13 protein-coding genes and 8 pseudogenes are annotated in these 19,017 nt (G+C 67.8%); 5 read left to right on the forward strand and 16 right to left on the reverse strand.

Going from position 1 to position 19,017, the window contains the following annotated elements:
* Nucleotides 1-131 precede the first annotated feature (131 nt).
* From DPM13_RS26700 to DPM13_RS05785, 8 genes and pseudogenes are all read right to left on the reverse strand, one after another.
* Nucleotides 132-1,232: a Hint domain-containing protein gene (locus DPM13_RS26700; RefSeq protein WP_397246290.1), complete on the reverse strand. Its 1,101-nt coding sequence runs from the start codon at nucleotides 1,230-1,232 to the stop codon at nucleotides 132-134.
* Between the two features lie 264 nt (nucleotides 1,233-1,496).
* A pseudogene (locus DPM13_RS26705) lies at nucleotides 1,497-2,321 on the reverse strand (hypothetical protein); the annotation flags it as partial.
* On the reverse strand, nucleotides 2,288-3,334 hold the full coding sequence (locus DPM13_RS05760) for an ABC transporter ATP-binding protein (RefSeq protein WP_112887632.1): 1,047 nt from the start codon (nucleotides 3,332-3,334) through the stop codon (nucleotides 2,288-2,290). The gene DPM13_RS05760 and the pseudogene DPM13_RS26705, both read right to left, overlap by 34 nt.
* Entirely contained in the window at nucleotides 3,331-4,113 is a 783-nt protein-coding gene (locus tag DPM13_RS05765; protein ID WP_028718389.1) for an ABC transporter permease, read from the reverse strand. The genes DPM13_RS05760 and DPM13_RS05765 overlap by 4 nt, the downstream gene beginning before the upstream one ends.
* Nucleotides 4,110-4,953, reverse strand: a pseudogene (locus DPM13_RS05770) (ABC transporter permease). The gene DPM13_RS05765 and the pseudogene DPM13_RS05770 overlap by 4 nt, the downstream one beginning before the upstream one ends.
* A gap of 48 nt (nucleotides 4,954-5,001) precedes the next feature.
* Entirely contained in the window at nucleotides 5,002-6,105 is a 1,104-nt protein-coding gene (locus tag DPM13_RS05775) for an ABC transporter substrate-binding protein (RefSeq protein ID WP_112887633.1), read from the reverse strand.
* A pseudogene (locus DPM13_RS05780) lies at nucleotides 6,050-6,205 on the reverse strand (IS21 family transposase); the annotation flags it as partial. The gene DPM13_RS05775 and the pseudogene DPM13_RS05780, both read right to left, overlap by 56 nt.
* Nucleotides 6,206-6,221: 16 nt before the next feature.
* Nucleotides 6,222-6,983 (reverse strand): fumarylacetoacetate hydrolase family protein, encoded by a 762-nt coding sequence (locus DPM13_RS05785; protein ID WP_080621050.1) that lies wholly within the window; start codon nucleotides 6,981-6,983, stop codon nucleotides 6,222-6,224.
* Between the two features lie 223 nt (nucleotides 6,984-7,206).
* Here DPM13_RS05785 and mutS point away from each other — a divergent pair.
* The 3 genes and pseudogenes from mutS to DPM13_RS24875 form a co-directional block, all read left to right on the forward strand.
* A pseudogene (mutS, locus tag DPM13_RS24865) lies at nucleotides 7,207-8,704 on the forward strand (DNA mismatch repair protein MutS); the annotation flags it as partial.
* An 82-nt stretch (nucleotides 8,705-8,786) separates the two neighbouring features.
* Nucleotides 8,787-9,134, forward strand: coding sequence for a hypothetical protein (locus DPM13_RS24870; RefSeq protein WP_262983381.1), 348 nt, complete (start codon nucleotides 8,787-8,789; stop codon nucleotides 9,132-9,134).
* Between the two features lie 8 nt (nucleotides 9,135-9,142).
* A pseudogene (locus DPM13_RS24875) lies at nucleotides 9,143-9,849 on the forward strand (MutS-related protein).
* Here the strand turns inward: DPM13_RS24875 and DPM13_RS05795 are convergent.
* The 8 genes and pseudogenes from DPM13_RS05795 to DPM13_RS05830 form a co-directional block, all read right to left on the reverse strand.
* Nucleotides 9,838-10,410 (reverse strand): glycosyltransferase 61 family protein, encoded by a 573-nt coding sequence (locus DPM13_RS05795; RefSeq protein WP_189654855.1) that lies wholly within the window; start codon nucleotides 10,408-10,410, stop codon nucleotides 9,838-9,840. The pseudogene DPM13_RS24875 and the gene DPM13_RS05795 sit on opposite strands and share 12 nt — an antisense overlap.
* Before the next feature lie 832 nt (nucleotides 10,411-11,242).
* Complete coding sequence (locus DPM13_RS05805; RefSeq protein WP_028718395.1) at nucleotides 11,243-11,968, reverse strand: proteasome-type protease; 726 nt, start codon at nucleotides 11,966-11,968, stop codon at nucleotides 11,243-11,245.
* A 170-nt stretch (nucleotides 11,969-12,138) separates the two neighbouring features.
* Nucleotides 12,139-12,936: pseudogene (locus DPM13_RS25805) on the reverse strand (transglutaminase family protein); the annotation flags it as partial.
* A 13-nt stretch (nucleotides 12,937-12,949) separates the two neighbouring features.
* Nucleotides 12,950-13,918: an alpha-E domain-containing protein gene (locus DPM13_RS05815; protein WP_112887636.1), complete on the reverse strand. Its 969-nt coding sequence runs from the start codon at nucleotides 13,916-13,918 to the stop codon at nucleotides 12,950-12,952.
* Nucleotides 13,919-13,931: 13 nt separating this feature from the next.
* Nucleotides 13,932-15,338, reverse strand: coding sequence for a circularly permuted type 2 ATP-grasp protein (locus tag DPM13_RS05820; RefSeq protein ID WP_112887637.1), 1,407 nt, complete (start codon nucleotides 15,336-15,338; stop codon nucleotides 13,932-13,934).
* 427 nt (nucleotides 15,339-15,765) lie between these two features.
* Nucleotides 15,766-16,116: pseudogene (locus tag DPM13_RS26710) on the reverse strand (calcium-binding protein); the annotation flags it as partial.
* 4 nt (nucleotides 16,117-16,120) lie between these two features.
* Nucleotides 16,121-17,485 (reverse strand): annotated as a pseudogene (locus DPM13_RS22350) (M10 family metallopeptidase); the annotation flags it as partial.
* A 26-nt stretch (nucleotides 17,486-17,511) separates the two neighbouring features.
* Nucleotides 17,512-17,856 (reverse strand): hypothetical protein, encoded by a 345-nt coding sequence (locus DPM13_RS05830; protein WP_112887639.1) that lies wholly within the window; start codon nucleotides 17,854-17,856, stop codon nucleotides 17,512-17,514.
* 214 nt (nucleotides 17,857-18,070) lie between these two features.
* Between DPM13_RS05830 and DPM13_RS05835 the strand changes: the two genes are divergently transcribed.
* Complete coding sequence (locus DPM13_RS05835; RefSeq protein ID WP_080621058.1) at nucleotides 18,071-18,430, forward strand: STAS domain-containing protein; 360 nt, start codon at nucleotides 18,071-18,073, stop codon at nucleotides 18,428-18,430.
* Between the two features lie 56 nt (nucleotides 18,431-18,486).
* Complete coding sequence (locus DPM13_RS05840; protein WP_223252381.1) at nucleotides 18,487-19,008, forward strand: ATP-binding protein; 522 nt, start codon at nucleotides 18,487-18,489, stop codon at nucleotides 19,006-19,008.
* The last annotated feature ends 9 nt before the right edge of the window (nucleotides 19,009-19,017 follow it).

Here is a 19,017-nt window from a genome sequence, read left to right on the forward strand (position 1 = left end):
TCGGCATCGCCGCCAGAATGGGGCGAAGGCCGACGGGCAACAATGAAATAATCGCCGTGATTTGCGGGATTGCCGGGGTCCTGTCGGGCCAAAGGGGCGACGGGGCATCGCGGCCCTGTCGCCCGAAGGGTTCAGCGCGCGACCAGTTCCTTGTGGTTGCGCTGGTGCCGTTCCGCCATCTGCCGGGCCTTGGCGCCGGGAACGAAGGGACGGGCCGCCGGGGCGGGCGTCTCGCGCAGTTCCGGGAACAGGGCAAAGATCTCGTCGCGCGCCGCGGCGCCCAAGGCCTTCAGCGCCTCGGCCCCGGTGTAAAGCGATTCGGTCTCGGCCCCGTTCGACAGGACGATCTCGTGCCGGTCGAACAGGATGTGGAAATACTCCACCGTGTCGACGCGAAGCTCCTCGATCCCCTCGATGGCGGTCAGCTGGCGCGCAGCGACCAGAACCTCGGCGGCGCCGAACATGCGCTGCGCGATGGTCGAACGGACCAGCACCCGATGCTGGGGCGAGACCAGCAGATCCTGCCGCGGCAGCCCCTGCCCCAGCGCGCCGGCCCGGATGCGGATCGGGTTCAGCCTGGGCGCCAGCGCCAGGTCGACGCGGTCCAGCGCGCGGCCGCCGATCCAGCGGATGGGTTGCAGCCCGTTGTCGCGGGTCACGACCAGGTCGCCCGCGCGCAGGTCCTGGACGGCGACCTCTCCGCGCGCCGTCAGGATCATCGTGCCGGCGCAGAAGCAGGGGATGCCGATCGACACCAGCTTTTCGCGGGTCAGGCTGTCGGGATCGACCCCAGCCAGCCACAGTTCCTCGCCATTCGGGAAGGAAATGACGGCATAGGGATTGCCATACTGGTCGGTATCGGCCCGCACCACCACGTCGTCCACCTTGATCGGGTTGCCGTCGGCGTCATGCAGGTCGCTGACATCCAGCCGGTCGGCCGGCGCGGGGTTGCCGTCGCTGTCGCGATCCCCGCCCAGCGAGAACGCCCGCACCGAATCCGCGCCGAAGCCATCCTGCAGGACCAGCGTATCCGACGAGGCGTCATAGACGTTGCGCCCCGAAAAGATGTCGCCCGTCATCGAGATGAAGTCATTGCCCTTGCCGCCGCTGATGGTGTCGGCGCCCCAGCCGCCCTCCAGCGTGTCGTCGCCATTGCTGCCGATGATGGAATCGTCGCCCCAGTCGGCGAACACGCGATAGCCGTCCACGTTCGCGTTCGACCCGTCGATCACGTCGTTGCCGTTGCCGGTGCGCATGTTCTGCATGTTCAGGAAACGGATATGCCCGTCAACCCCGCCCAGCGCGTCGATATCGCCCGAACTCGAACTGTCGAAGACCAGATGCACACCCGCGCTGACGCCATTTGCGTCGGGCGTGGCGCATTGCCAGGCATTCAGCGTATTGAAGCCCGCGCCGCCGTCGTAAATGTCATTGCCGACCGAGGCGTTGCTGTTGCCGTTGCCCCAGCGAAAGCCGTCGTCGCCGCCCTCGCCATAGGCCACGTCGTCGCCGCTGCCGGTCTCGATGACATCGTTGCCCTCGCCGCCGTGAACCACGTCGTTGCCGCCGCCGCTTTGAATATAGTCGGTGCCGGCGCTGCCGTGGATCGTGTCCTCGCCTGCGCCGGAATACAGGCGGATGCCGACCGAATGGATCGGCTGGCCCTGGCTGTTCAGCCCGTCGTGGTAAAGGATCTGCGCGCCGCGGGCATCGACCAGGTTGTCGCCGTCGCCCAGATAGACACGCTCGATCCCGTCAAAGGAAATCTCGTTGCCCAGCGCGTCGGTCGCCTGGCCGTCTTCGGTGTTGGAATAGGTGACGGTCAGCCCTTCCGAGGTGCCCAGGTTCAGGCCCAGCGAATCGCCGCCGTTGTGGTTGTAGGGGTCAAAGGTATAATTCTCGGAGCCGGCGACCGAGGTGACATGCGTATGGCTCTCGTCCCAGACCGGCTGGTGGTCGTCGCCGCCGACATAGACGTCTCGGTCGGTGCCATCGGCCGAGCCGTTCCAGTACAGCTTGTCGGCCCCTTCGCCGCCCCTCACCAGGTCGTCGCCCGCACCACCATCCAGGATGTCATTGCCCGCGCCGCCGGTCAGCGTATCGTCGTCAGGGGTTCCGATCAGGGTATCCGCACCATCGGTTCCGTCGATAACTGCCATTACTCGCTCCTGAAAAATCTTTATACAATCCGCCCTGGCCCAGTGACGGGGCTGCCGAATCCTGTCGGCACATATCTGCCGGTGTAAGCCGAATGTCGCCGGAACAAGAGCTATCCTTTTGGACAGGATCAGGGGGTCGCGGCACCCGCCAGCACCAGCCATCGGCTGCCCTGGGCCGTGATATGGACGGCTTCGCCCGGCTGGGGAAGCCGCGCCGAGGGGGCGTTGAAACGGTCCACGACGATATCCTGCCCGGCCACGCGCAGCCGCAGCCTCTGGACCGAGCCCAGGAACTCGGCCCCCGCCACCTCGGCCGGGATGCCGCTGTCGCCAAGCACCAGCCCCTCGGGGCGCGCGGCCAGCGTCAGCGGGCCGGACGGAACGGCGTGATCCAGCCGCACGTCGACCCCCGCCACGCGCAGATGGCCCGCCGCGCCATCGACCACCTCGGCCGGGAAGCGGTTCAGGGTGCCCACGAAGCCTGCAACGAAATCCGTCGCCGGATGGTCGTAGATCTCGCGCGGGGTGCCGGTCTGGTCGGCCACACCCTGATGCATGACGACGATGCGGTCCGAGATCGACAGCGCCTCCTCCTGATCGTGGGTGACGAAGATGGTGGTGATGCCCAACTGCCGCTGGATCTCGCGGATCTGGTTGCGCAGGGACACGCGGATCTTGGCGTCCAGAGCCGACAAGGGCTCGTCCAGCAGCAGGACGCGGGGGCGCGGCGCCAGGGCTCGGGCCAGCGCCACGCGCTGCTGCTGACCGCCCGACAGCTGCCAGGGATAGCGCCCGCCCAGGTCGGGCAGGCCGATCAGTTCCAGCATCTCGGCCACGCGGGACGCGCGCTCGGCCCGGGCCACGCCCGCGACCTTCAGCCCGAAGCCCACGTTCTCGGCGACCGTCAGGTTCGGGAACAGCGCATAGTCCTGGAACACCATGCCGATGCGGCGCTGGTTCGGGCGCGCCCGCGTGACGTCCTGCCCGTCGATCAGGATGCGCCCGGCGCTGGGGCTTTCGAACCCCGCCACCATGCGCAGCACCGTGGTCTTTCCGCAGCCCGAGGGGCCCAGGAAGGACACGAACTCGCCCTTTTCGACGGACAGGCTGAAATCATGCACCACCTTGGTCGGCCCGAAGGATTTTTGCAGGTGGTCCAGGGTCAGAAAGCTCATCTTTGGGTCCTTCGCACGCCCGCGAGGCGAGAGATCAGTTGCATCAGCCCCATGCAGCCCCAGGTGGCGGCAAAGGCGATCACCGCCAGCGCCGCCGGCTCATAGGCGCGGTTCGCGCCCAGAAGCTGCATGTAGGGGCCGAAGGCCGGGCGGTTCAGCAGCGCCGCCATGGTGAATTCGCCGATGACGATGGCGAATGACAGGAACGCCCCCGACATCACCGCGCCCAGCACATTGGGCAGGATCAGCCGGCCGATGATGCGCGCCCACCCCGCGCCCAGCGATTGCGCGGCCTCGGTCAGCGAGCGCACGTCCATGGTCGAAAGCCCGGTGTCCACCGCGCGGTACATATAGGGCAGCGCCAGGGTGGCGTAGCCGCAGAGCAAGAGCAGGTTGGTCCCGCCCGCCGTGCCGGTCAACGGCAGGATCGAGCTGGTGTTGTAAAGCCGGATATAGCCGAAGACCACGACGATGGCCGGGATGACCAGCGGCAGCAGGGTGATGAACTCGATCACCGGGCGCAGGCGCGGCAGGCGCAGGCGCACCCAATAGGCGGTCGGCACCACCAGAAGCACCCCCAGCACGATGGTCAGCAGCGCCATCATGACCGAATAGCCGAAGGTTTGCCGGAATGCGGGGTCCGACAGGACCGATCGGTAGGCGTCCAGCGAATACTCGCCCCGCCGCATCCGAAGCGAGAATTCGACCGTGCCGATCAGCGGCAGCAGGAAATAGAGCGCGCCAAGGATCAGCGCCGCCCAGGACCAGACCCGTCTCATCGCAACCACCGCTCGGCGCGGGCGCGATGAGACATAGGCGAGGTTCGCAAGCCCGGTGATGACGATCATGCCGAAGGCCATGGCATAGCCCAGATGCGGGTCCTGCAGCACGTCGCCCCGGATCTGCGCGAACAGCATGATCGGCACGATGGACAGCGACGAGCCGGTCAGCGCATAGGCCGTCGCCACTGCCCCGAAGCTGTTGGCAAAGAGCAGCGCGAAGGTGCCCAGAAGCGACGGGAACAGGATCGGCAGCGCCACCATGCGCCAGTACTGGAAGGTCGAGGCGCCCAGCACCTCGGCCGCCTCGCGCCATTCGCGCCGCAGCCCCTCAAGCGCCGGGGTGATGATCAGGATCATCAAGGGGATCTGGAAGAACAGATAGGTCAGCGTCAGGCCCCAGAACGACAGCAGGTTGAAGCCCATGGCATAGATGTTGATGCCGAACCACTGCCGCAGCAGCATGGTGACCAGCCCAACGCGCCCCAGCGTCGAGATGAAGGCGAAGGCCAGCGGCACCCCGGCAAAGTTCGAGGCGACGCCGGAAAAGGTCATCAGCGGCGCCTTGATCCAGCCGGGCAGGCCGCCCATGACCACCGCCGCCGCCATGGCAAAGCCGATCAGGCAACCCAGCGCCGCCGAGGCCAGCGAGATCTGGATCGAGATCGTGAAACTGTCCACGATGCGCGGCGACCACAGCCCGGCCAGGTTGGCCAGCGTGAACCCGCCCTGCGGCGTCTGGAAGGCGCCGATGACGATGTTCATCGTCGGCAATACCAGAAACAACAGCGCGAAGGCGAAAAAGGGCAGGACGCCCAGCCAGTTCCAGCCCGTTCTCATCTTGTCCCCGTCCGACTGGCCCCGCCCGCTGGGGGCGGGGCCGATGGATCATTCCTTGACCGCGGCGCCGACGACGCCGTCCCAGCCCTCGGTCACGACCTTCTTGTTGGCCTCCTGCTGCTCCAGCGTCGGAAAGATCGCCTTTTCATAGGCCGCGGCGGGGGGCAGCGCGTCCAGCAGCTCCTGCGGCACCTTGCCCTGCGCGACCAGGTCGTTGAAGCGGATCGGGTGGCAATAGCCCTTGAGCCAGCCCAGTTGCCCCTCGTCGGAATACAGGTATTCCATCCACAGCTTGGCGGCATTCGGATGCGGCGCATAGGCCGAGATCGCCTGGACATAGACGCCCGCGACGACGCCATCCTCGGGGATCACCACCTCGACCGGCGGGTTGCCGTTCAACCCGTCGCGCCAGGACAAAAGGTTGTAATCCCAGGCGGTGACGATGGGCGTCGCGCCCTGGGCGATGGTCGCCGACTTGCCGATGACCGGGACGAAGTTGCCGGCCTTGTTCACCTCGGCCATCAGCTCCATGCCCTTCTGGCCCGAAGCCTCGCCCGGCTCGCCGCCATTGGCGATGCCCGCCGCCATGACCGAGATGATCGCCTGGGCCGAGGCGCGCGGATCGCCCGCCAGCGCGAAGGCATTGGCGTATTCCGGCTTGGTCAGGTCCTTCCAGGTCTTCGGCACGCTGTCGATCAGGTCCGAGTTCACGCCGAAGGCCATGACGCCATAATAATCGCCGTACCAATAGCCGTCGGCGTCCTTGGCATCGTCCGGGATCGAATCCCAGGTCGCGACCTTGTAGGGCTGGATCAGCCCCTCGGCCTTGGCCTGCGGGCCGAAGGACAGGCCGACGTCGATCACGTCGGGCGCCTGCGGGCCCTTGTTGTCCTTGTTGGCGCGGATCGCCTCAAGCTCGTCGGCCGAGCCCGCGTCGGGGTTCAGCTCGTTGACCTTGATCTCGGGGTATTTCGCCTTGAAGCCCTCGATCACGCCGCCGTAGTTGCACCAGTCATGCGGCAGGGCGATGGTGGTCAGCATCCCTTCGGCCTTTGCCGCCGCCTCCAGCGCGGCCAGGTCCTGGGCCGAGGCCGCGCTCCGGCATCGGCACCATGAAGTTACGCCGCGAATAGCCCACCAGACCCTCGACATTACCCTTGTCGTTTCCCTTGCCCGGGCGGCCATAGCGATCCCGGATCAGGTAATGCGACAGGAAGCCGCTGAACAGCTCCGCCCGCTTGCGGGTGCCGTCGGCAGGCCGGGCGGTATCAGGGCACCAGCGTGACCGAGGCGCGCATCGGATGCCCGGCTATGTCGTATTCCGCCTCGATCCGCTGGCCGGGCAGGGCCGGGCCAAGAGTGCCGAACGACCCCAGCGAGATGATCATGCCGGGCGTCAGATCCTGCCCGCCGCGCTGGACCAGCCACAGCACCACATCCAGCGGGTGGCCCAGCAGCGCGCTGCCCTGCGCGGTGGTGACGGTCCTGCCATCGACCTTCAGGGCGACGGTCATGCGGGCCAGGTCCCCCACCGGGTCGGCCAGGTCGGCCAGGGCCACGCCCTGACCCAGGACGCCCCGCCAGGGGGTGACGCCATAGGCGGCCATCAGCGGCGCGGTCGGCACCACCCCCTGGCGCAGCGCGATGTCGGGCAGTTCGATGAAGGGGCGCACGTCGCGCAGCGCGGCCGCCGCCTCGGCCCGGGTGCGGGCGCGCATGATCGCGGCGTCGCCCACGGTCACGACCAGATCGGCCTCATAGAGCGGGCTGCGCGCGCCCCGCAGGCTGAGCCGGCTGCCGTCGCCGACCAGCATGGGGGCGAACAGCGCGCCCGCGATGGGCTCGCTGATGCCATAGCGGCTTTGCACCGCCGCCGAGGTGAAACCGACCTTGACCCCGACGGGCGGGCCGAGTTCGGCCGCAAGCACGTCGCGGAAGGGCGCGTAGGCGCAGCGCGCGTCCGCCATCGTGGCGACGACCGGGTCGGGCAACCGCTGGCCCGCGATCCAGCCGCGCGCGGCATTGCGCATCAGCGACTGGTCCGGGCAGGCAGCCTGCGCAGCATGTCCGGCAATGGCAATAAATATGACGAATATCAAAGGTTTCATCCGCCGTCCCCAAGGATAAATTGTTTTTGTCCACGATGCCGCAAGACGGCAATCCTGTCACCGTGAATTTATGGTCTGGTTTCGGGCGGCTTGCATCGCGCCGGTCATCGCCTAGAAGGGCTGGGCCGGCAGGACAGGGCAGCGCATGAACGACCAACCGACCCCGATGATGGCCCAGTATCTCGCGATCCGCGAGGCGAACCCCGGTGCGCTGCTGTTCTATCGCATGGGCGACTTCTACGAGATGTTCTTCGAGGACGCGGTGGCCGCCTCGGCGGCGCTGGACATCGCGCTGACCAGGCGCGGCACCCACCTGGGACAGCCGATCCCGATGTGCGGCGTCCCGGTCCACGCCGCCGAAAGCTATCTGCTGACGCTGATCCGCAAGGGCTTCCGCGTCGCCATCGCCGAGCAGATGGAGGACCCGGCCGAGGCCAGGAAGCGCGGCGCGAAATCCGTCGTCGCCCGCGACGTGGTGCTGGCTTGTCGACCCCCGGCACCCTGACCGAGGAATCCCTGCTCGAGGGCGGCGCCACAACTTCCTGGCGGCCTTTGCCACGGTGCGCGACGATTGCGCGCTGGCCTGGGTCGACATCTCGACCGGAGAGTTTCGCGTCATGCCCTGCCCCGGCCGCGGCTGGCCCCGGAACTGGCGCGCCACGCCCCGCGCGAATTGCTGGTGCCCCAGGGCGCCCGGCTGACCGAGATCGCGTCCGAGGCCGGGGCCGCGCTGACCGAACTGCCGCCGGGCAGTTTCGACAGCACCGCCGCGACGCGCCGGCTGGCCGCGCTGTTCGGGGTCGAGACGCTTGAAGGGTTCGGCAGCTTTTCCCGCGCCGAACTGGCCGCGATGGGGGCCATCGCCGATTACCTGGACCTGACGCAGAAGGGCCGCATGCCGCTGCTGCGCCCCCCGGTGCGCGAGGCGGCGGGCGGCGCCATGCAGATCGACGCGGCGACCCGGCGCAACCTGGAACTGACCCAGGCGCTGTCGGGCGGGCGCGAGGGATCGCTGCTGGCGGCCATCGACCGGACGGTGACAGCGGGCGGTGCGCGCCTGCTCGAACGCCGCATCAGCGCGCCGTCGCGCGATCTGGCGGTGATCCATGCCCGGCAGGCGGCGGTGGCGCATCTTGCGCGCGATCCGCGCCTGACCGCCGACCTGCGCGAAGCGCTGCGCCGCGCCCCCGACATGGACCGTGCCCTGTCCCGGCTGGCGCTGGATCGGGGCGGGCCGCGCGACCTGGCCGCGATCCGCGCCGGTCTGACCCAGGGCGCGGCCATCGCCGCCCTGCTGGGCGACGACAGCGTGCAGGTCCTGGCCGAGGCCGCGCGCGATCTGACCGGACATGACGCGCTGATCGACCTGCTGGACGACGCCCTGGTGGCCGAACCGCCGCTGCTGGCGCGGGACGGCGGCTTTGTCGCGACCGGCCACGACGCGGTTCTGGACGAAACCCGGCGCCTGCGCGACGAGGGGCGCGGCGTCATCGCCGCGATGCAGGCCGACTATATCGCGGAAACCGGCGTCACCAGCCTCAAGATCAAGCACAACAACGTGCTGGGCTATTTCATCGAGACCACCTCGACCCATGCCGAGCGGATGCTGGCGATGCCCGACCGCTTCATCCACCGCCGACTCATCGCGAACCGATCCGCTTAACACCGTTGCGCTGTCGCCGCTGGTTACGCGGCATCGAACGGTCCGCCTCCAGCCAGCCCTCGATGATCGGGATGAAAGGATCAAGCTTTGGCCGCCTGACCTCGGCCGTCCGTCGGTACCGCGCCGGACCCAACGGCCAGGCCGCCCGGGCACTGGCCGAGATCGACCTGACCGCGGGATTTGCCGATATCGCCGCGGGCGAGGGCTGGGTGCGCCCCGAGGTGGACGACAGTCGGGCCTTCCTGGTCGAAGGCGGCCGCCACCCGGTCGTGGAACACGCGCTCAAGCGCAAGGGCGAGGCGTTCGTGGCCAACGACTGCGCGCTGACCACCGGGGCCACGCCCGCCATCTGGCTGCTGACCGGGCCGAACATGGCGGGGAATCGACCTTCCTGCGCCAGAACGCGCTGATCGCCATCCTGGCGCAGGCCGGCGCCTTCGTCCCGGCGACGCGCGCCCAGTCGGGCTGGTCAGCCAGCTGTTCAGCCGGGTCGGCGCCGCCGACGACCTGGCGCGGGGCCGTTCGACCTTCATGGTCGAGATGGTCGAGACCGCCGCCATCCTGAACCAGGCCGACGACCATGCGCTGGTGATCCTGGACGAGATCGGGCGCGGCACCGCGACCTGGGACGGGCTGTCGATCGCCTGGGCGGTGATGGAGCATCTGCACGCGAAAAACCGCTGCCGGGCGCTGTTCGCCACCCATTACCACGAGATGACCGGCCTTTCCGCCAAGCTGCCGGGGGTCGAGAACGCGACCGTCGCCGTGCGCGAATGGGAAGGTGAGGTGATCTTTCTGCACGAGGTCAGGAAGGGCGCGGCGGATCGCAGCTATGGCGTGCAGGTGGCCCGGCTGGCCGGCCTGCCTGCGTCGGTGGTCGAGCGCGCCCGCGACATCCTGCACCAGTTGGAAAGCGGCGCGCGCGAAGGGGCGCGCCCGGTGGCCCTGCTGGATGACCTGCCGCTGTTTCGCGCGGCGCCGCCCGCCCCCCCGGCCCGCGCGCGGCCCCAGCCCGCCTCGGCGGTCGAGGAGCGGCTGCGCGGCCTGAACCCCGACGAGATGACGGCCCGCGAGGCGCTGGACCTGGTCTATGAACTGCGGGGGATGCTCGGCTCAGCCGGTTGAGGCGCGGGCCGTCTGCTTGCGGCGACGACGCTCCAGATCGCGGTCGATCAGCCGGATGATGCGGTCCGTCGCGCGCCGCCCCACATGCACCCCCAGCAATCCCTGGGAGATCGGCGGCACGGCATCGGGGTCCCCTGCCCCCGCGATATCGGCAAAGACCGTCGTGTAGTTGCAGCGCGAGACATGGGCCAGGGGCAGGAAGTCCCCCCAGCGGTACAGCTGGGTCTGGCGGTGGCCGATCTCGATCACGGTGGTGTCGGGGCGGGCATAGGCCATGTTGGCAAGCCCCGCCCCGTGCGGCGCGATCACGATGTCGGCACCCTGCATCGCCGCCACCTGTTCCAGCGGCCCCAGATGTTCGAAATTTACCACCTCGAACCCGCGGGCGCAAAGCTCCTCCAGCAGCGGCTCGTGCCCGGTCAGCGGGCGCAGCCGCGCGGCCTGGCCCGAGCTGTCCCGGCCCATCCAGACCAGACGGGGCATCGTGGCGGCCAGCCCAGCCGGAACCCGGCGCAGCGCATGGTCTCGCAGCAGGCGCAGGCTGCTGTCGAACGAGGCCATCGACACGGCCTTGCGATACATGGTTTCCGACGCAGCTCGGTCCGCGCGGATCCAGCGCCTGCGCCGTCGCCTCGCCTTCGGTGTCGCGCACATGGAACAGGTAATGGCGTGGTATAGCCGACCGGACCGCAGCGTAAGGCTGCGGCGCATGGACCAGGCGCACCCTGGGCGCGAGTTCGGGAAAGATCGCGGCGATGAAGCGGCCGACAAAACCGCGCAGCTCGCCCTCGGGCAGGTGCAGGTTGATGGGGCGGTCGCCTTGGTCCCGGGCGAAATGGGCCAGGCTGCCCAGCGTCTCGGCCGTGAAATGGAAGTAGTTGAAGCCGTTCTTCAACTGGATCGCGATGTCCAGATCGCCACTGTCCTGGCGCCAGACCGGAATCTGGAACGAGGCGCCGAACTGCGCGTGGCGAAAGGCGATGGTCGTGCGTTCCTGCCGCGCCTTGCCGGGATTGGCCAGGTCGTATTTCATCCGCAGCCGGTCGCCCGAGGCGCCGTTCAGCCAGTAACGGCCGGCGATCCGGGCATAGCTGCCCCAGAACTCGGCCCCGGTCAGCACGACGGGGCTTGCGTTGATTTCCATGGCGCTGCCCAGCAGGCGCGCCTCTTGCCCGTCGATGGTCGATTGCTGCAGTTCCAGCAGGGCGTTGCTGTCGCTGGCAGCGAACAGGCGCAGGCTGGCGGCGGGGGCGGGGCGGATGATCCAGCCCGGACGCGGCGGCAGGTAGAAGATGCCCGGATGCAGCGAAGGCATGTGGAATGCCTCCATCGGGGGACGGGCCAGATCCAATGCCATGAACGCCTTTCCTTGCTCGCCGCCCGGCCGGACCCCCTAGATCGTCACCTTCACGAAGCTTTCCCGCAGGGCCGCAGACCACGCGGCCGACATTTCCATGAAAGCGGGGTCGCCGTCCAGTATCCGGCGGCGGTGGGTCAGCCGCAGGTCGTCCCGTTCGATCACCGCAAGATCCAGCGGCATCCCCACCGACAGGTTCGACCGCAGCGTCGAATCCATCGACAGAAGCACCGCCTTTTGCGCATCGGCCAGCGAGGTGTCGGGCGTCACCACCCGGTCCAGGATGGGCTTGCCGTATTTGTGCTCGCCGATTTGCAGAAAGGGCGTGTCCTCGGTCGCCATGATGAAATTGCCCTGCGGATAGATCAGGAACAGCCGCATCTCGCCGCCCCGGCGCTGGCCGGCCAGGATCATGCTGGCGCTGGCCTGCTGTTCAAGGTCGCGGGTCTGTTCGGCGATCTCGCGCCGGGTGCGGTTCAGCGTGTCGCCGATGATCGTCGCCACCTGCAGCATCGAGCCGGCCTTCATGATCGAGGTGGTCTCGTCCGCCTCGGGGTCGTCGATCGCCTCCTGCAGGCGGCCCAGCGTGGTCTGGGTGACCGACAGGCTGCCCGCCGTCATGATGGCGATGATCCGGTCGCCGGGTTGTTCAAAGAAGAACATCTTGCGATAGGTCGAGATATTGTCCAGCCCGGCGTTGGTCCGCGTGTCGGACAACAGCACCAGCCCCGCCTTCAATTTCAAGCCCACGCAATAGGTCATCGCCCGCACCCTCCGGAATGGGCGACTGATAGGTCCGCGGGCGGTCCTTGGCAACCGGGCGAAAACGCCTATTGCTGGCGCTGGCCCGACTGCTGGTCCTGCCACTGGGCCTGGTCCTGCGACGCGCTTTCGCCCTGGCCTTGGGACTGGGCTTGGCCGGGGCCGGGGGGCACTTCCTCGACATGGACGCGGACGGCCAGCGCCTCGACACCCTGGCCGAAGGCCATGCCGCGCACCGGCGCCGCGTCCTGCGCATCCAGGCCCGAGCCCAGCCGCCATAGCGGTCGTCGGGGCAGCAGGCATTGGCCGCGTCAAAGCCCACCCAGCCCAGCGAGCCGACATGGATTTCGGCCCAGGCATGGGCGGCGTCGTGCGGCTCGCCATCCTCGCGCGAATGCAGATAGCCCGAAACATAGCGCGCGGGCAGGTTGCGGACGCGGGCGCAGGCGATCAGCGCATGGGCATGGTCCTGACAGACCCCCTGCCCCAATTCCAGCGCCTGCGCGGCCGAGGTCGCGGCCTCGGTCACGCCGGGGCGGTATTCGATGACCTGGTTCACGGCGGCGCAAAGCTTGTGGGCCAGGTCCAGCGCATCCTCGCCCTCGTCGCGAACGGGCCAGGGCGCGCAGCGCGTCGTCGGGCCGGGTGGCGGGCGTGTCGCGCAGATAGACCAGCGGATTGACCCATTCGCGGTGGCCGCGCAGCACGCCCGCCGTGTCGCGCGTCTCGACCAGCCCGTCGATGGTCACGGTCACAACCTCGACCGGGCCGCGCACGGTCCAGCCCTCGATCCAGTCGCCCGCCCCGTCGCGAAAGGCAGCGCCGCGCTGTCCCCCCGAAACCGAGATCTGCCAGTCGCCGACCCGCTGGCCTTCATAGACCGATGGCGTCAGCCGCAGGCTTTGGACCAGCGCCTGCACCGGGGTGTCGTAGCTATAGCGGGTTTCGTGGGTGATCTTCAGCTTCATGACGCTCCCCCCCTTACATTCGGCCGCTGAAATAATCGTCGTGCACCGCGTCCGAGACGGCGCCGATTTCGCCGATGAACCAGGTCAGGAATTCGTGCAGCCCTTCGTCGAAAATGGCGTCGATGTCGCGCGCCATCAGCGATTCCAGCGTCTGGCGCGCCTTGACCGAGGCGGTGGCCGGAACCCCCTCGCCATAGCGGCGCACCAGCCCGTCGAGGTTCCAGACCGCCTCGTACAGCGACGTCAGCAGAGACCGCGGGCTTTCTCCGTTCAGGATCAGGAAATCCGCGACCTGCTGGCGGTGATGTCGCCACCATAGGGCCATGGAACGACCCGATGCCCCGACAGCATCCGCAGGATCACCTGCGCATCCTTCGGATCGTTCTTGTCCCAGCTGTTGTGCAACGCCTCCCGCGTGCGAGCGAGCGACGAAATACTTGACGACCAGCAGCCGCGATGTGGCGTCCGCCCGTTCCAGCGAATAGCCCAGGTTGATGAAATGCCACCCGTCGCTGCGCAGTTGCGTGGCATTGATCGCCCCCCGCACGGTCGAGCCGTGGCGGGTGGTGAAGTCGGTCAGCATGGCGGTGTCCACCGTCTCGCGCGGCTGGCGGTTGAGATCGCGCAGCTCCTGATAGGCGGTGTTCAGTGCGTCCCAGACCTGGCTGGTCAGGGCGGTGCGCACGATCCGCCCGCCCTCGCGCGCGCGTTCGATGCAGGACGCGACCGAGGACGGGTTGTCGCAATCGAAGAACAGCCAGGAAACGATATTGTCCTGGTTGATCGCATCGCCATATCGGCTGGCGAAGGCGCCCCGGGCGCCCGCCGACCGCAGCAGCGATTCCCATTCGTTGCGATAACCTTCCTCGGTGTTCGGCAGCAAGGTGATGCGCTGGCCCACGTCCAGCAGGCGGGCGGCGGTTTCGGCGCGCTCCAGGTGGCGGCCCATCCAGAACAGGTTGGCGGCAGTGCGGCTGAGCATTGGCTGACCCTCCTTATTCCGACAGGACCCAGGTGTCCTTGACCCCGCCGCCCTGCGACGAGTTCACCACCAGCGACCCTTCGCGCAGGGCCACGCGCGTCAGCCCGCCGGGCACCAGTTCGATCCGGTCGCCGCACAGGCAATAGGGGCGCAGGTCGACGTGGCGCGGCGCGATGCCTTCGTCCACAAAGGTCGGGCTGGTCGACAGCGCCAGCGTGGGCTGGGCGATGTAGTTGCCGGGGTTGGCCTTGATCCGCTCGGCGAACTGGGCGATTTCCTCGGCGCTGGATCGCGGGCCGATCAGCATGCCGTAGCCGCCCGAGCCGTGCACCTCCTTGACCACCAGATCCTTGAGATTGGCCATGACGTATCGGTAATCCTCGTCCTTCCACAGGGTCCAGGTCTGGACGTTTTGCAAAAGCGGCTCCTCGCCCAGGTAAAAGCGGATCATCTCGGGGACGAAGGTATAGACCGCCTTGTCGTCGGCCACGCCCGCGCCGGGGGCCGAGGCGATGGAAACCCCGCCCGAGCGATAGACATCCATCAGCCCCGGTACGCCCAGCATCGAATCCTTGCGAAAGCACAAGGGGTCCAGGAACGGGTCGTCGATCCGGCGATAGATCACGTCGACGCGCTTCGGCCCCTGGGTCGTGCGCATGTAGACGAAGCCGCCGTCCACGAACAGGTCGCTGCCCTCGACCAGTTCGACGCCCATCAGATTGGCCAGGAAGCTGTGTTCGTAATAGGCGCTGTTGTAATGGCCCGGCGTCAGGATGACGATGGTGGGAGTACCGTCGCATTTCGCGGGCGCCACGCTGGCCAGGGTGCGGCGCAGCAGCTCGGGATACTGGTCCACCGGCTCGATCCGGTTGTTGCGGAACAGCGCCGGGAACATGCGCATCATGATTTCCCGGTTCTCCAGCATGTAGCTGACGCCCGAGGGGGTGCGGCAGTTGTCCTCGAGCACATAGAAATCGTCGCGGCCGGTGCGCACGATGTCGATGCCGACGATATGGGAAAACACCCCGCGCGGCGGCACGACGCCGACGACGGCCTTTTCATAGGCCTCGTTCTGATAGACCAGCCGGGCGGGGATGCGGCCGGCGCGGACGATCTCGCCCCGCGAATAGACGTCGCGCAGGAAGGCGTTCAAAGCCCGCGCGCGCTGCTTGATGCCGCGTTCCAGCTTGCGCCATTCGCTTTGCAGAAACACCCGCGGCATCATGTCGAAGGGGATCAGCCGGTCGGGGTCGCCCCCCTCGCCATAGACGGCAAAGGTGATGCCGATGCGGCGGAACAGCGCCTCGGCCTCGGCCTGCTTCATCTGGCGGATTTCGCGGGGCATCGTCTCGACCCAATCCGAGAGCATGGCATAGGGCGCCCGCACCTGCCCGCCTTCGATCATCTCATTATAATACATTCTATCCCCGGCTTCCCTCACCACTGCCCATGATGTTCGCAGTCGGGCAGACAGTGTCCACAGGGGCAACAGAAGTCCTGAGGTTCCAGTTCCTTAATGCCCGCGCGAAAGGCAGCCGTGCCTGAACAAAATGCAAGGCAAGGGGCGGCACAGAGATCCCGCCCCTGCCCCCGTCTCAGACGATGATCAGGTCGTCGGCGAGAAGCCCGGGGCGGGCAAGATCGGCGACGGTCAGCCGGTGCCCGCCGCCGAAGTCAAGGACCAGGTCGCCATCGCACACCGTCGCCATCCGCAGGACCTGCGCCACGCTGCGCGCCGCGCCGCCCCACAACGCATCGTCCACCCGGATCGTATCCAGATTGTCCTGGAAATCCAGGATCACGTCGGCACCGTGGTTGAAGATGAAATTGTCGGCCTCGGCCCCGCCGCTCAGCAGGTCCGAACCCAAGCCGCCCGACAGGATGTCGTTGCCGGCCCCTCCGAACAGGTGGTCGGCGCCCTGCTCTCCCGCCAGCCTGTCGGCACCGTTGCCGCCCCGCAGCGTGTCCGCGCCGCCGCCGCCGCGGAGGAGGTTGGCCAGGTTGTTGCCCGTCAGCACGTTCGCCAGCCCATTGCCGGTGCCGTCCCGGGCCGCGGCGCCGGTCAGGACCAGGTTCTCGAGATTGGCGCCCAGCACATAACTGCCGACAGGCGCTGACGGTGTCGCGCCCGCCGCCCGCCGCCTCGAGGATGGCGTCCTGCGCCTCGGCGACATAGGTGTCGTTCCCGGCGCCGCCATTCAGCGTGTCGCGCCCCGCGCCCCCCGACAGCCAGTCGTCGCCCAGCGCGCCCCACAGGCGGTCGTTCCCGGCGCCCGCCCAGATCCGGTTGTTTGCGGCGTTGCCGGTCAGCATGTCGTTGCCCGATCCCGCTGCCAGGTTCTCGATCACCGTGCCGGCCATGATCGAGATGTTCCCGCGCAGCCCGTAGGCATGGGATATGCCGCCCGAGACCAGGGTGACGACCTGGTTCGTGCTGTCCCCCGACAGGTCCAGCGTGTCCACGCCGCCCGTGTCGACGATGGTGAAGGCGATCTCGCGGCGCGCGCCGGTTTCCAGCAGGTTGGACACCCGCTGGTAGTTGCCGCCCGCAGTGCTGTTCTCGCCATAGATGGTATTGCCGGGTCGCAGGCTTGCCGCGCCGTAAAGCGTGCGCATGGCCGCGATGTCGGCCATCATCGGCGTCATCACCCAGGCGAAGCTGGCATCGACGAAGGTGTTCTGGTCCTGGTGGAAATAGGACATGATCGAGGCCTGCCAACTGTCGTTGACGTAAAGGTTGTCATACCCGTATTCGGCCCAGCCGTTGTAGTTGCCGGCATGGCCCAGGCCCAGGGCATGGCCGATCTCGTGGATGTAGGTCTGGAAGGAATAGCTGGCAAAGCCGGTGCCATAGGATGCCAGCCAGTCCTGCCCGACGTTGACTGACGAGCTTTCGATATCCCCGCCCAGCGTGAACGACTGCGAATAGGCGCCGCTGCTTGCATCATCCAGCGTGATGTGGACGGGCTGGCCGGCCGCCGGCGTGGTGTCGAAGCGGATCCCGGTCACGTCCGTCCACGCCTCGAGCGCGGCGCGGGCCAGCCGTTGCCCCGGCCCGTCCAGGCCCGAGATGTCCACGTTCAGCACCTGCCCCGGGGCAACGTCGAACGCACGCCGCGACGCCCCGATCGACTGCCAGTATCCGTCGGTCAGCTGCTGCGCGATCTGCGGGATGGTGTAAACGGCATCGGTCATCTTCAGGCTATAGGCCCCCGCTCGGCTCGCCTCATAGGACCCTGCCTCCAGATAATAGGTGCCGGCGGTGGCCACGGTCACCGTCAGGCGCGAATTCAGCCCCGAACCCGAATCGTCGTCCTGGGCGACAAGGGTGCCGCTGGCGTCGTAAAGGCGCAGGTAGGGGTCGCTTAGGGCCTGGGGGTCGGCGCCGTCAAGGGTGGCGATATAGGTGCCCGCCCTAAGGTCCACCCGCACCCAATCAGCGTCGCCCAGACGCAGGCTGCCCTGGAATTCGTCCCCCAGGGTCATGCGATAGGGCGTTCCGGCATGGGCCGGCGCATCCGCAACTTCCCGGTGCAGGGCCCGGGTCTGTGCTGTCGAATTGGTCATGAAAATGATCCTTGTCCATGGTTAACCTACAATCCCGCCCCCTTCAGCAGGGTGGCGGCAAAAGTCTCGATGCTGTCCTGTGGGATCGGCGTGCGATCCATGATCGTCAGTTCGGCCGGTCCGCGGGTCCAGGAACGACCGTCGCGCAGGATGGTCAGCGTGGCGCGCAAGTGGTTCGGGGCCACGTCCTCGGCCGTCAGGGTCAGCACGGCGGGCTCCTCGATCTGCCGGACGATCCCGGTCAGGGCATCGCACAGCCTGGTCGCCGCCGGCCCCGAGCTCTGACATCGCAGCTCGGCCGGATCGCCGGCCAGGGCCGCCCCCGCCGACAGGCAGGCCAGCGCCACGAAGGACAGATCGGCAGAGCGCATGAACCCCCCAGCGCCCGCCCCGAAAAATGCGGGACCGGCCCCTCTATACTAAGCCCCCGCGACAGGGGGATCAACGGACAACCCCAAAGCGGGCAGGCGGATAAAAGGCAAGGCATTTTCTGCTCGTCCCAAGGAAAAACTCGGGCCAGGCTTACGGAATGCTAACCTTTCACCCCTAAGCCTTGGACATGGAACAAGGACCCGGATCTTAACGATGCAACTGACCCTGCTGCCCCGTGAAAACGGCGTGATCATACGCGTCGAAGAAAAGCGCCTGGATGCCGCCGTGGCCACCGCCTTCAAGGACCGCGTCAGGAACCTGGTCGCCCATGCCGGGCCCTGCGTGACGCTGGACCTTGGGCCGGTGGACTTCATGGACAGTTCCGGCCTGGGCGCGGTGATCGCGATCTACAAGGCGATGCCGCCGGGCAGTTCGCTCGACCTCGTGGGCGTGACCCCGAACGTCGAACGCGTGTTCCGCCTGACCCGGATGGACACGATCCTGACCATTCATCTTGCCCCGCCCCCGGTCCCCGGGGCCGCGCCGGGCCATGTGGCGGGGCCGGCCGAATGACCCTGCGCCCTGAACATTTCCGGCATCTGCGCAGCGTGCCGCCAGGGCGCCATCCGATGTTCCATCACATCTTCCGGGCCGACCCCCTGACGGTGCGCGACGCGCTGGTCTACATGCGCCAGCGCTTTCTGGGCAGCGCCGCCGAGGAGGTGATCGCCAAGGTCGAACTCGCCCTGGCCGAGGTGCTGAACAACATCTGCAAGCACGGCGGCCAGGATGACGCCCCCCGCCCGGGCAGCGCGCTCCATCCGCCGTTGATCCACCTGTGCATCGTGCGCCATGTCGGCGGCATCGCCTGCGCGGTGACCGACGACGGCAAGCCCCTGCCCCCGCAGTGCCTCGACCCCCGCGACCTGCCCTTCGTCGGCGACGATCCCGCCGCACCCGAGGCGACGTTCCTTTTGCCCGAAGGAGGATTCGGCTGGTACCTGATCCAGGACCTGACCGCCTCGCTCAGCTACTTCCGCGAAGGCCGGCGCAACTTCCTGGCCTTCATCGTCCCCGTGGGCGACCCGCAGGGCGGCGAACCCGCGACCCCTGGATGGAAGGATGCCGTCCACACCGCCCGACCCAGCTGACGCGACGCG

Source organism: Paracoccus mutanolyticus (genome assembly GCF_003285265.1).
In the GTDB taxonomy this organism is placed as follows: domain Bacteria; phylum Pseudomonadota; class Alphaproteobacteria; order Rhodobacterales; family Rhodobacteraceae; genus Paracoccus; species Paracoccus yeei.